Origin of the sequence: Enterococcus phoeniculicola ATCC BAA-412 (assembly GCF_000407505.1) — a bacterium.
Taxonomy (GTDB): domain Bacteria; phylum Bacillota; class Bacilli; order Lactobacillales; family Enterococcaceae; genus Enterococcus_K; species Enterococcus_K phoeniculicola.
Window position 1 is genome coordinate 323,646 of sequence record NZ_ASWE01000004.1, and the last position, 12,852, is coordinate 336,497.

Sequence of the window (12,852 nt, forward strand, 5' to 3'; positions counted from 1 at the left end):
ATTCGTTATTAATGAAAAATATCATTAGGATAGTTTGGAGGAATCATTGTGAAAATAGGCTTTTTTTCAGACACGTATTTTCCCCAGGTGAGTGGTGTAGCAACCTCAATCAAAACATTAAAAGAAGAACTCGAGAAGAATGGTCATGAAGTATATATTTTCACGACATCTGATCCCAATGCAGATAAATTTGAAGAAGATGTGATTCGGATGCCTAGCGTTCCCTTTGTGTCATTTAAAGATCGAAGAGTTGTTGTTCGAGGAATGTGGTATGCATATTTAATTTCAAAAGAATTAGAGTTAGATTTAATTCATACACATACAGAGTTTGGTGCAGGACTACTTGGTAAAATGGTTGGGAAAAAAATGAAAATACCTGTTATTCATACATATCATACAATGTATGAAGATTATCTGCATTACATTGCGAAAGGAAAAGTTTTACGACCTGCACATGTGAAATATTTTTCGAGAGTATTTGCAAATCATACGACAGGAGTGGTTTGTCCAAGTGAACGAGTGATAGAAACCTTGCGTTCTTATGGGGTGGTTACACCGATGAGAATTATCCCTACAGGAATTGATATTGAGAAGTTTAAACGTTCTGATATCACAGCAGAAATGACCCAGGAAGTTCGATCACACCTTGGGATAAATGAGGATCAGTTGATGATTCTATCTTTAAGCAGATTGTCTTATGAAAAAAATATTCAAGCGATTATTCAAGGATTTCCAAAGGTACTGGACTCATTGCCAAATGCTAGACTTGTCATCGTTGGCAAAGGTCCGTATATGGAGTCTTTACAAGAAATGGCTGTAGAGCTAGCTATTTCTGAATATGTACAGTTTGTTGGAGAAGTGCCTAATGATGAGGTAGCCTTGTACTACAAAGCGGCAGATTTCTTTGTTAGTACCTCCACCTCTGAAACTCAGGGATTAACGTATACAGAAGCTATGGCAGCAGGTACTCCGTTAGTTGTGGAAGGAAATGCATATTTAAATCATTTGATTAGTCATCCTTCTTTAGGAGAGACATTTGATTCAGATGAAGCCTTTCCGCAAGCATTGATAAATTACGTGAACAAGTCTGTACAACACGATGAATCAGTTTTACAGGAAAAATTATTTGAAATTTCTTCTACGCATTTTGGTGAAGAGATGATTTCATTTTATCAGGATATGATTGATTATCATGAGCAACAGCTTATGCAAAAAGAATTAGAGCCATCAATAGAAAAAATTCGAGTAAAGTTAAGTAGTTTAAAGAAATAATTTCATTTTTAAGGAAAATTCTTGTTTCTAGAGTATACTAGAGACAAGGATTTTTTATTTTTAGGAGGAATGGACAAATGGAAATAGGTTTTATTGGAACTGGTGTGATGGGTGCGTCAATTATCAAAAACATGTTTAAGCAAGATTTTAAAGTGAATGTATACAATCGCACGAAAAGTAAAACAGATGAATTAGTTCAGCTAGGAGCGACTTGGTATGACACGCCCAAACTAGTTACTCAAGCAAGTGATATTATCTTTACAATGGTAGGATTCCCTAAAGATGTTGAAGAAATTTATTACGGTAAACAAGGGATTTTTGAGGCAGATGTGAAAGGGAAAATACTCGTTGATTTAACGACGAGTACACCGACTTTAGCAGTAAAAATAGCAGAGACAGCACAAGAACAAGGTGCCTATGCTTTAGATGCCCCTGTATCTGGTGGTGATTTAGGTGCTAAAAATGGTACGCTAACAATAATGGTTGGCGGTGAGAAAGAAATATATGAGAAAGTACTGCCGATTTTTGAAAGCTTTGGGAAGACATTCATGCTTCATGGCGGTGCAGGAAAAGGGCAACACACAAAAATGGCTAACCAAATTATGATCGCAGGAACCATGACTGGAATGACAGAAATGCTTGTGTACGCTCAAGCAGCGGGATTAGATTTAGAGAAAGTGATTGATACTCTAGGTGGCGGAAGTGCAGCCAACTGGTCAATGTTAAACTATGGCCCTAGAATTTTAAGAGAAGATTACTCTGCTGGTTTCTTCGTGAAACACTTTATCAAAGACTTGAAAATTGCTTTAGATGAATCAGAAAAGTTATCTATAAAACTACCTTCTACAGATTTAGCAAAAACTTTATATAATCAATTAGCTGAAAAAGGATATGAAAACGACGGAACACAGGCTTTGATTAAGCTTTGGTGGGACTCTGGGAAAAAACCACAAAAAAATTAATAAAAATCTACAATTTTTTTTCTAAAAATCATGCAAGTATGCGCAGCTTTTGTTACAATATAACAGGAATAGAGAAAGGGAGGCCACTCGCATGAAACACTCACAACTTGTTGCCATCATTAAACGCTTAGAAGCAATGACTGAAGCAACTGACAACGAAGTACAAGTTCGCCGTTTTGAAAAAGAGGGTGTCGAAAAATGTACTGTTACTTTTGATAAGTCAACAGATACGTTTGAGTTAACCGAGGCAGATACACAACAACAATACCAATTTGATAATATTGATATTGTTGCGATGGAAATCTATGATTTAATTCAATAAACCTTTTTCACTAGTCTAATAGACAAATGAAGAAACCGATAAAAACTAAGGCAAATGTCTTAGTTTTTATCGGTTCTTTTTTCAGTTTCCCAAGTGACGCTTCCTTCAATTTTACCGGCTACTACTTTCTTAATGTAATTTGCTAGGATAAACAACGGATCTACCTGACTTTTCCTGAGAGAAGTTGGGAGAGAGGGCTTTTTTTTAGTTTCGTCTGAGAAATCTGGTTTCACTTTAGAAGATGTAATTTTCTCGTCGACAATTTTTCCAAAATATATGAAATAGTGTTTCGTCTCCTCTGAATTTATAGGAAGAGATAATAGCAGTTTCTTAGAACATAGTGCCTCTTTTTGCTGAGTGATTAAATAAATGAATAATGACATTTGTTCAATAGCCAATTGAAGTTTTTGCGCATATTCAAAGTTCATTTGCTGAATACAATAAGCCTGCCTTTTTTTTAAATACTCTAGGATCACTTGATTCTCTCCAGAAAGAAGTCCTCTAATTTCTGAATCCTTCTCTTCTATAGTAAGATTTTTGATTTCGGGAAGCTGTGCATCAACTATGAGCTGAGTGATTTTTTCGATACCAGCCAGCTGATAGGTCTCTTTGATAGTTGTGAGTACCTCAGGCAGCTGTTTATAGTTTTTAAAAGGACCATAGCTTTTTTGCTTTTTGTCATGAGTTAGTTCAAATACCTGCTGATCATAGGTAAGGTATAGGTAGTTTAGTGATTGATTCATTTGTCTATTATACATAGGGTGGTAGCTTTGAATAAGCTGACATTCAAGCAATAAGGCATCTAGTTCAGTATCAACAAGAATGACCTCAAAATCGTAAATGTTATGAACCATACGTAAAACTTTTTTTGAATGTTGGTTGTTCTTTTGAAAATAACTCGATACTCTATCTTTTAATCGTTTCGCTTTTCCAACATAGATGACTTGATTTTGGTAATCTTTCATTAAGTAGACACCGGGTGTTTGGGGAAGCTCTTTTACTTTTTGTTTTAACATAAAAAAACACCTACCTAAATTGTGACTGGATTATAGCTGAAAAAAGTCAAAAAAACAAATAAATTGCAATTAGATAAGAAAATTTTAACGAATACACACATAATTGTTTGATAATCAAAATAATTTTTTCCGCGTAGTTCATTTTAATAGAAATCGATGAAGTCCTTGATAGACAATAGCTGCAGAGAATTCAGAAAGAAAAAAATAGAAATGAGTTTGATTTAGATAACGAAAAAATCAAAAAAATTGGTTGCATTCACAAAAAAAATACGATATAGTTTGAACATCAAATGATTTGATAATCAAACTAAATGGATGGTGCCCCATGGAACTGGAAACAATCAATGATTACCTGGTGAGTGTATTTAACGATATTCTCACAATTGAAGAGTCTGAACTCAAAAAATCACAATTTAATGATCTTTCAATCACAGAGATGCATACGATTGAAGCGATTGGCATGTATAGAAAAAAAACAACTTCTGAAGTTGCTAAAGAGTTATCAATCACTGTTGGAACATTAACTATTGCCATTAACAAGTTAGTTAAAAAAGACTATGTTGAGCGTATTCGCAGTGAAGATGACCGTCGTGTTGTAAAGCTTGGTTTAACTAAAAAAGGAAAGTTACTTTTCCGTGTTCATCAGCATTTTCATCGTGAAATGGTGAAAAATATCTTAAACGGTATGGAGAAACCAGAAGAAGAAGCATTGCTAAAGGCACTGAAAAACCTTCATACGTTTCTGCAAGGATATAAATGATGACAAATTTTGGTAAAATTTCCTGCACAGCACGTTACTTACCCGAAAAAGTAGTAACAAACGACGATTTAGCAAAAATATTAGCTACCTCTGATGAGTGGATACGTTCTAGAACGGGCATTGAAAAACGTCATGTGGTAACTGATGAAAATACCTCAGATATGTGTATAAAGGTGGCACAGCAATTAATTAGAAAATCTGGAATTAATGCAGAACAGCTAGATTTTATCTTAGTTGCCACTATGTCGCCAGACTATACAACCCCTTCAGTTGCCTGTCAGGTACAAGGAGTCATTGGTGCAAAACAAGCAATAGCATTTGACATTAGTGCTGCTTGTTCAGGTTTTGTTTATGGACTTTCCGTTGCTGAAAAATTTATCCGTACAGGTTCGCAGTATGGACTTGTTATTGGTGGAGAAACATTCTCAAAATTATTGGATTGGCAGGATCGTTCAACCGCGGTATTGTTTGGTGACGGTGCAGCAGGAATTCTGGTAGAAGCGCAAGATACACCAAGCATTCTAAGAGAAAAGCTAGCAGCAGACGGAATCAGAAATCAGTCATTAACTGCGGGATTTCAGGCAAATAAAAGTCCCTTTTTTGACGAAAAATCAGAATCTTCTTACTACTTAAAGATGATTGGTAGAGACATTTTTGATTTTGCCCTTCGAGATGTTGTATCCAACATTCAAGAGGTGGTTGGCGAAGAAAAAGAATCGATTGATTATTTTTTACTGCACCAAGCTAATGAACGAATCATTGAAAAAATTTCTAAAAAACTAAAAGTTCCTAGAGAAAAATTCTTAACAAATATGAGTAATTATGGAAATACATCGGCTGCAAGCATTCCGATTTTACTGGATGAAGCGGTTGAAAATGGAAAAATTCAATTAGGATCAAATCAAAAGATTGTGTTTACAGGTTACGGCGGAGGATTGACTTGGGGCAGTATGCTTCTCACTCTGTAGTAGCTGTTTACAATAAATTAATGAGCAGCGCTCAATCACAAGTTGAAAACAATATTGGAGGAATATAGAAATGGTATTTGAAAAAATTCAAGAAATTATTGCAGAAGAATTAGGAAAAGAAACAGAGGAAATTCAATTAACAACAAATATTCAAGGGGATTTAGAAGCGGATAGCTTGGACTTATTCCAAATTATTAATGAAATTGAAGATGCATTTGATGTGAAAATTGAAACAGAAGATGGCATTTCAACTGTTCAAGATTTAGTAACGTACGTTGAAAAACAAAAAGCAGAATAATATCGATTAAGGTTAGGCTATTAGCCTGGCCTTTCCTTTTATAAAAGAAATCAAATTTACTACGTTTTAACAAGGAGAACACAATGAAGACAGCATTTTTATTTAGTGGGCAAGGAGCACAATATCAAGGGATGGGTCAATCGCTATATGGACAAGAAAAGATTGTTCGCGAGACCTTTAATGAAGCAAGTGAAATCTTGGACTATGATATGGCGAAGCTTTGTTTTGAGGAAAATTCTCAATTAAATCAAACAGAATATACTCAGCCAGCAATTTTAACTGTTAGTGTTGCTTTTCAACGGCTACTAGCCGCAGAAGGGTTTTCTGCAGATGTAGTTGCTGGACTAAGCTTAGGAGAATATTCAGCATTAGTTGCTAGCGGAGCCTTAAGGTTTTCATCCGCTGTTCAGCTTGTTTCAAAGCGTGGCAAGTTTATGACAGTAGCAGCTCCTCCAGGTATGGGAAAAATGGTTGCAGTAATGAATGCACCTGTAGATGTTATTGAGAAATGTTGTGAACAAGCCCAGCAGTTTGGGATTGTTTCACCGGCAAACTATAATACACCGCAGCAAATCGTAATTGGTGGAGAAAGTAGCGCCGTGGATGAAGCGATACGTCTCTTAAAGGAGCAGGGGATTAAGCGGATGATTCCATTAAACGTGAGTGGACCATTTCACACGAAACTCTTAGTACCTGCTGCTGAGAAGTTGGAAAAAGAATTAGAAAGTGTCCGCTTCTTTGAACCAGTTGTGCCAGTCATTAGCAATACTACGGCGCAAGTTATGAATGCAGATCAAATAAAAGAGCTATTAAAGAAACAGGTCATGTCCCCAGTTCGTTTTTACGAAAGCATCGAAACAATGAAGAAACTCGGTGTGACGAGAATCATTGAAGTGGGACCTGGAAAAGTGTTAAGTGGATTTGTTCGTAAGATTGACTCATCACTCGAAATAGCACGTGTGGAAGATGCGGAAACTTTTCTTCAAACAAAAGAATTTCTAGCTGGAGGTAACGAATGAAATTAAAAGGAAAAAATGTCTTTATTACAGGGAGCACTCGCGGACTTGGTGCTGCGATTGCGAGAGCTTTTGCAAATGAAGGAGCCAATATTGTTCTCAATGGCCGTGGAGAAATTGATCCAAATAGTATCCAGGAGATTCAAAATCTTGGCGTATCATGTATCGGCGTCTCTGGAGATATCTCAGACTTTGACAACGCAGGGAAAATGATTGATGAGGCTGTGAAGGGGCTTGGCAGTGTGGATATTCTTGTAAATAATGCAGGAATAACAAATGACAAGCTGGTTTTGCGAATGACAGCAGATGATTTTGAAAAATGTTTGAAAATCAATTTAACAGGAACGTTTAATATGACACAACATGTATTGAAAAAAATGATGAAGCAACGCCAAGGGGCAATCATTAATCTTTCGAGTGTTTCTGGACTAATTGGAAATTTAGGTCAAGCAAATTATGCAGCAAGTAAAGCAGGCGTAATCGGATTTACAAAATCAGTTGCAAGAGAAGCTGCCACTCGTGGGATTACTTGTAATGCAATAGCACCAGGGTTTATTGAAACAGATATGACGGATGTCTTATCAGATAAAGTAAAGGAAGAAGCAACTAAGCAAATTCCTCTACAACGTTTTGGACAGCCGGAGAATGTTGCTGAGACTGCTGTATTTTTAGCTAAAAGTTCATATATCACAGGTCAAGTCATCAATGTTGATGGTGGTATGGTTATGCAAGGGTAATGAAAGGAGCAAATTATGAATCGAGTAGTAATTACAGGTTATGGTGTGGCATCTCCAATTGGAAATGACAGCGAAGCCTTTTTAGATAGCTTAAAAAAAGGGACAAATGGGATTCGTCCAATTACTAAATTTGATGCAACAGATACAGGGGTTACATTAGGAGCAGAAGTTCACGATTTTCCATTTGATAAATACTTTGTAAAAAAAGACAGTAAACGAATGGATTTATTTTCTATATATGGAATTTATGCGGCGTTAGAAGCAATGGCAATGAGCGGACTTACCACTGAAACAGTCAATCAAGATCGTTTTGGTGTAATGGTTGGCTCTGGAATTGGTGGATTACAAACGATTCAAGATCAAGTAATCCGTATGCATGATAAAGGAGCACAACGTGTATCGCCAATGTTTGTTCCAATGTCTATTGTTAATATGGCTGCAGGAAATATTGCTTTGCGTGTTGGAGCCAAGGGTATTTGTACAGCAACTGTTACTGCTTGTGCCAGTGGAACACATTCGATTGGTGAGGCCTTCAGAAATATTAAACATGGTTATTCTGACGTCATTTTAGCTGGAGGATCAGAAGCATCTATCACTGGGATTGGTATTTCTGGATTTGCTTCATTAACAGCTTTGACAAAAGAATCTGATCCAAATCGTGCATCTATTCCATTTGATGCTGAACGAAATGGTTTTGTTATGGGGGAAGGTGCAGGAATCTTTGTTGTAGAATCCTTAGAGCACGCCCAAAAACGTGGAGCAAATATTTTGGGTGAGGTTGTGGGATACGGTGCTAATTGTGATGCCTATCATATGACCTCTCCTACACCAGATGGTTCAGGTGCTTCTAAAGCAATGATTTTAGCAATGGAGGAAGCAGGAATTTCGCCAGAAGAAGTGGGCTATATCAATGCCCATGGTACAAGCACACCGGCGAATGATAAAGCAGAAGCAAAAGCTATTCAGCTTGCTTTAGGTGAAGGATTCATGAATACCTATGTAAGCAGTACAAAATCAATGACCGGTCATTTGTTGGGAGCTGCTGGTGGTGTTGAGGCGATAGCAACATTACTTGCGTTGAAACATCAGTTCGTTCCGCCAACGATCAATGTGAAGGAAGTTGATCCTGAAATTAACTTAAATGTTGTAATTAACGAAAGCAAATCTGCAGAGATGACCTATGCTATGAGTAATTCATTAGGTTTTGGTGGACATAATGCGGTTATCTGTCTGAAACGCTGGGAGGATTAAGATGAATATCGGTGAGATTAAAGAACTATTGAATCAATTTGATCACTCTTCATTAACGGAATTTGATTTACGTGAAGGTAGCTTTGAATTGTACATGAACAAAAACCACGAATCAAGACAACAAGCGAGCCCAATTGTTAGTCCAGTTGCACAGCCAACTGAGTTTTCAGCTCCTTCTGTTGTCAACGCAGCCCAGCCAGAACCTACTCTCTCTGAAAAACAAGAAACAAAAAAAGAGGTAGTAGGAGAAGTTGTGAAGTCGCCGATTGTTGGCGTTGTTTATTTACAGCCGTCCCCTGATAAACCCGCGTATAAATCAGTTGGAGACACAGTGAAAAAGGGCGAAGTTCTTTGCATCATTGAAGCAATGAAATTAATGAATGAAATTACCAGTGAATTTGATGGCGAGATTACTGAAATTCTTATTGAAAACGAAGAGGTCGTTGAATTTCATCAGCCCCTATTCCGAATAAAGACGAACTAGAAAAGAGGATAATGATGAAAATGAATACAGAAGAAATCAAACAAATTATTCCCCACCGTTATCCTATGCTTCTGATTGATACAATTGAAGAAATAGAAGAAGGACAACGAGTGATTGCAAAGAAAAATGTAACAATCAATGAGCATTTTTTCCAAGGTCATTTTCCAGGCGAGCCTGTCATGCCGGGAGTCTTAATTGTTGAAGCGATGGCACAAGCTGGAGCAGTAGCTCTACTGTCATTAGAACAATTTAAAGGAAAAACAGCCTATTTTGGTGGAATTGACAAAGCGAAATTCAGACAAAAAGTGGTTCCAGGAAATACGTTGATGCTTGAAGTAGAGATTCTTAAAGTAAAATCTTCAGCTGGTATTGGTAAAGGAATTGCTCGTGTGGATGGGAAAAAAGTAGCTGAAGCAGAATTGACATTTATGATTGGATAGGTGACGTATGTTTTCAAAAATTTTAATAGCCAATCGCGGAGAAATAGCCGTTCGAATTATTCGGGCCTGTAGAGAAATGGGAATTCAAACTGTTGCTGTCTATTCTGAAGCAGATAAAGAGGCACTTCATACGCAGATGGCCGATGAAGCGATTTGCATTGGTCCTGCTAAAGCAGCAGATTCTTATTTGAATGTTCAAGCCGTTTTAAGTGCAGCGATTATCACAAAATCAGAAGCTATCCATCCGGGATTTGGTTTTCTGTCAGAAAATAGTCAGTTTGCTTCAATGTGCGAAGAATGCAATTTGGTTTTCATTGGTCCTAAAAGCGAGACCATTGATGCGATGGGTAATAAAATTAATGCAAGAAAGCTTATGATTGAGGCGAATGTTCCAGTAATACCTGGAAGTGAAGGGGTGATTTCAAGTGTGAAAGAAGCGCTTGAAATTGCAGAGACCATCGGCTATCCAGTCATGCTAAAGGCTGCAGCTGGTGGTGGCGGAAAAGGGATAAGAAAAGTGCGCTCAGCTGAAGAACTCCCTCAACATTTCTCCTCCGCCCAACAAGAAGCAAAAGCGGCATTTGGCAACGATGACATGTATATAGAAAAAATTATTTATCCTGCACGTCATATTGAGGTACAGGTTTTGGGAGATAAATCTGGAAATGTGGTGCACTTAGGTGAACGGGATTGCTCTTTACAAAGGAACAATCAAAAAGTCATGGAAGAATCTCCTTCAGTTGTTATTTCGGAAGAAAAGCGAGCAAGTCTTGGTAATGCGGCAGTTCGAGCAGCAAAAGCAGTCGCCTATGAGAATGCTGGAACCATAGAATTTCTTATGGATGAGCATGGCGATTTCTTTTTTATGGAGATGAACACGCGAATTCAAGTAGAGCATCCTGTGACAGAAATGGTTACTGGAGTTGATTTGGTCAAAAAACAAATAGAGATTGCTTCAGGAGAGCCTTTGAACATTCTGCAAGAAGAGATTCAGTTTTCTGGACATGCTATTGAGTGTCGAATTAATGCAGAGAATCCTGCATTTCATTTTGCTCCATCACCAGGGAAAATTCAAAATCTGTTACTCCCGAGTGGAGGAATGGGCTTGCGTGTGGATAGTGCGATGTATTCGGGATATAGTATTCCGCCGTACTATGATTCAATGATTGCGAAAGTCATTGTTCATGGCCACACACGTTTTGATGCACTAATGAAGATGCAGCGGGCACTGGGTGAACTAGTAACAGATGGTGTTGTTACGAATGCTGAATTTCAAATGGACTTAATCAGTCATCCTGCAGTATTAGCAGGAGACTATGACACAGCTTTTTTACAAGAAACATTCTTGCCTAATTGGGTACCTGAGGAAGAGTAGGAGGACGAACCATGGGGTTGTTTAAGAAGAAAAATTATATTCGAATTAATCCAAATCGACCAACCCAAACGTCGAATCAGCCTTCTGTTCCAGACAATATGTGGGCAAAATGTCCAAGCTGTAAACGAACACTTTATACGAAGGAAATTGGGGCAGAAAAAATTTGCCCTCATTGTGGATATAATTTTCGAATTAGTGCGTGGGAACGTCTATCATTACTGATTGATGAAAAAAGTTTTGAAGAATGGTCAACAGATTGTCAAACTGAGGATCCATTAGCGTTTCCAGGTTACTTAGAAAAAGTTGAGAAAACAAAAGAGGCTACAGGACTTCACGAAGCTGTTTTGACAGGAAAAGCAACAATTGACCAACACCCCATCGCAATTGGTATTATGGATGCAAATTTTATTATGGGGAGTATGGGAACTGTTGTAGGTGAAAAAATTTGTCGGCTATTTGAACAAGCGATTGAAGAAAAGCTTCCAGTCATTCTTTTTACTGCATCAGGTGGTGCGAGAATGCAGGAAGGAATCTTCTCTCTAATGCAAATGGCAAAGATTTCAGCTGCTGTCAAAAGACACAGTAATGCAGGACTTTTTTATCTAACGGTATTAACCGATCCAACAACTGGTGGAGTAACGGCAAGTTTTGCAATGCTGGGAGATATTATCTTAGCTGAGCCTCAGAGTCTTATTGGTTTTGCAGGAAGAAGAGTAATTGAACAGACGATAAAGCAGGAGCTGCCTGAAAACTTTCAAAAAGCAGAGTTTTTATTAGCTCATGGATTTGTTGATCAAATTGTTCCCAGAACAGAATTAAAGCAGAAATTAGTTGATTTCATTCAATTGCATACCATGGAAGGGTGGTCTGGCAAATGACAAATACAGCACATGAGATTGTTCAGTTAGCTAGGCATAAAGATCGATTAACTAGTTTAGATTACTTTGAACAACTATTTGATGATTTTCAAGAACTTCATGGGGATCGTTTGTTTAGTGACGACCATGCAATTGTTGGGGGAATTGCTTTATTAGCAGGAAAGCCAGTAACCGTCATCGGCATTCAAAAAGGTCGCAATCTTCCAGAAAATATTGAACGAAACTTTGGCTCCCCTCACCCTGAAGGCTATAGAAAAGCATTGCGCTTGATGAAACAGGCTGAAAAATTCCATCGACCAGTGATTACCTTTATAAACACTGCTGGCGCATTTTGTGGTGTTGGTGCAGAGGAACGAGGCGAAGGGGAAGCTATCGCTAGAAATCTGTTTGAAATGGCAGATTTAAAAGTTCCGACAATCTCAATCATTATCGGCGAAGGTGGAAGCGGTGGAGCTCTTGCGTTAGCATTAACAGATGAAGTTTGGATGCTTGAACAAACTATCTATGCGATTTTATCACCAGAAGGTTTTGCTTCTATCTTATGGAAAGATGGTAGCCGTGCAACAGAAGCGGCGGAGCTTATGAAGATTACAGCTCCAGAGCTGAAAGAATTAGATGTAGTAGATAAGGTTATTCCTGAGACGTTTAAAGGAAAACCACTCTCTCAAGAAAAGGTACTTCAAATAGTAAAAAAAGCGTTGATAGAAAAAATATCTCAGCTTGCGCAAAAAGAGACAGCTGTTTTGTTGGAAGAACGCTATCAGCGATTTAGAAAATTTTGAAATTTGATTAAGGGTGGGCTAGTCGTTGTTGTACTTCCCGCTGTATAATAAGATTTTTAGAGTGTAGATGATAACTGGTTGAGTTATCATCTACACTTTTTTATATTCAATAGAAATGTATAAATATTTGTTCTGTGCATCCGTTAGTAAATGGATATTTTGATTAGATTTATTATTTTATTATATGATAATAAAGCGGAAATATAGTGTTTTCTTTGCTTTATAAGGATTTTTGTTAGAGATGAAAAATTTATTGCTTTTTTTTGAAAAAATAGATGAAAATTCAAAATG

At 37.5% G+C, this 12,852-nt stretch carries 15 protein-coding genes; 14 read left to right on the forward strand and 1 reads right to left on the reverse strand.

What is annotated here, in order from left to right; genetic code table 11:
• The first annotated feature begins 48 nt into the window (after nucleotides 1–48).
• The 3 genes from I589_RS15475 to I589_RS15485 all read left to right on the forward strand — a co-directional run bounded on the left by I589_RS15475 (nucleotide 49) and on the right by I589_RS15485 (nucleotide 2,556).
• Nucleotides 49–1,272 (forward strand): glycosyltransferase family 4 protein, encoded by a 1,224-nt coding sequence (locus I589_RS15475; RefSeq protein WP_010767244.1) that lies wholly within the window; start codon nucleotides 49–51, stop codon nucleotides 1,270–1,272.
• A 77-nt stretch (nucleotides 1,273–1,349) separates the two neighbouring features.
• Entirely contained in the window at nucleotides 1,350–2,234 is an 885-nt protein-coding gene (locus I589_RS15480) for an NAD(P)-dependent oxidoreductase (protein WP_010767245.1), read from the forward strand.
• 91 nt (nucleotides 2,235–2,325) lie between these two features.
• Nucleotides 2,326–2,556 (forward strand): YkuJ family protein, encoded by a 231-nt coding sequence (locus I589_RS15485; protein ID WP_010767246.1) that lies wholly within the window; start codon nucleotides 2,326–2,328, stop codon nucleotides 2,554–2,556.
• 59 nt (nucleotides 2,557–2,615) lie between these two features.
• Here the strand turns inward: I589_RS15485 and I589_RS15490 are convergent, their stop codons facing one another.
• Nucleotides 2,616–3,572 carry a GIY-YIG nuclease family protein gene (locus tag I589_RS15490; RefSeq protein WP_010767247.1) on the reverse strand — a complete coding sequence of 319 codons (957 nt, stop codon included), beginning with the start codon at nucleotides 3,570–3,572 and terminating at the stop codon, nucleotides 2,616–2,618.
• Between the two features lie 325 nt (nucleotides 3,573–3,897).
• Here I589_RS15490 and fabT point away from each other — a divergent pair, with 325 nt between their 5' ends.
• The 11 genes from fabT (at nucleotide 3,898) to I589_RS15545 (ending at nucleotide 12,561) form a co-directional block, all read left to right on the forward strand.
• Nucleotides 3,898–4,332: a fatty acid biosynthesis transcriptional regulator FabT gene (gene fabT, locus I589_RS15495; protein ID WP_010767248.1), complete on the forward strand. Its 435-nt coding sequence runs from the start codon at nucleotides 3,898–3,900 to the stop codon at nucleotides 4,330–4,332.
• Complete coding sequence (locus I589_RS15500; protein ID WP_034685445.1) at nucleotides 4,332–5,300, forward strand: beta-ketoacyl-ACP synthase III; 969 nt, start codon at nucleotides 4,332–4,334, stop codon at nucleotides 5,298–5,300. Before fabT ends, I589_RS15500 begins: the two co-directional genes overlap by 1 nt.
• A gap of 70 nt (nucleotides 5,301–5,370) precedes the next feature.
• Nucleotides 5,371–5,598 carry an acyl carrier protein gene (locus I589_RS15505; RefSeq protein WP_010767250.1) on the forward strand — a complete coding sequence of 76 codons (228 nt, stop codon included), beginning with the start codon at nucleotides 5,371–5,373 and terminating at the stop codon, nucleotides 5,596–5,598.
• Between the two features lie 83 nt (nucleotides 5,599–5,681).
• Complete coding sequence (gene fabD / locus I589_RS15510; protein ID WP_010767251.1) at nucleotides 5,682–6,617, forward strand: ACP S-malonyltransferase; 936 nt, start codon at nucleotides 5,682–5,684, stop codon at nucleotides 6,615–6,617.
• Nucleotides 6,614–7,351, forward strand: coding sequence for a 3-oxoacyl-[acyl-carrier-protein] reductase (gene fabG / locus I589_RS15515; protein WP_010767252.1), 738 nt, complete (start codon nucleotides 6,614–6,616; stop codon nucleotides 7,349–7,351). The genes fabD and fabG overlap by 4 nt, the downstream gene beginning before the upstream one ends.
• A gap of 15 nt (nucleotides 7,352–7,366) precedes the next feature.
• The gene (gene fabF / locus I589_RS15520; protein ID WP_010767253.1) at nucleotides 7,367–8,602 is read left to right on the forward strand and encodes a beta-ketoacyl-ACP synthase II; all 1,236 of its coding nucleotides are present in this window, start codon (nucleotides 7,367–7,369) and stop codon (nucleotides 8,600–8,602) included.
• 1 nt (nucleotide 8,603) lies between these two features.
• Entirely contained in the window at nucleotides 8,604–9,086 is a 483-nt protein-coding gene (gene accB / locus I589_RS15525; protein WP_010767254.1) for an acetyl-CoA carboxylase biotin carboxyl carrier protein, read from the forward strand.
• Nucleotides 9,087–9,106: 20 nt separating this feature from the next.
• Nucleotides 9,107–9,526 carry a 3-hydroxyacyl-ACP dehydratase FabZ gene (fabZ, locus tag I589_RS15530; protein ID WP_174298979.1) on the forward strand — a complete coding sequence of 140 codons (420 nt, stop codon included), beginning with the start codon at nucleotides 9,107–9,109 and terminating at the stop codon, nucleotides 9,524–9,526.
• A 7-nt stretch (nucleotides 9,527–9,533) separates the two neighbouring features.
• Nucleotides 9,534–10,901 (forward strand): acetyl-CoA carboxylase biotin carboxylase subunit, encoded by a 1,368-nt coding sequence (locus I589_RS15535; protein ID WP_010767256.1) that lies wholly within the window; start codon nucleotides 9,534–9,536, stop codon nucleotides 10,899–10,901.
• Nucleotides 10,902–10,912: 11 nt separating this feature from the next.
• Nucleotides 10,913–11,779 (forward strand): acetyl-CoA carboxylase, carboxyltransferase subunit beta, encoded by an 867-nt coding sequence (gene accD, locus I589_RS15540; protein WP_010767257.1) that lies wholly within the window; start codon nucleotides 10,913–10,915, stop codon nucleotides 11,777–11,779.
• Nucleotides 11,776–12,561 (forward strand): acetyl-CoA carboxylase carboxyl transferase subunit alpha, encoded by a 786-nt coding sequence (locus I589_RS15545; protein WP_010767258.1) that lies wholly within the window; start codon nucleotides 11,776–11,778, stop codon nucleotides 12,559–12,561. Before accD ends, I589_RS15545 begins: the two co-directional genes overlap by 4 nt.
• Nucleotides 12,562–12,852 lie beyond the last annotated feature (291 nt).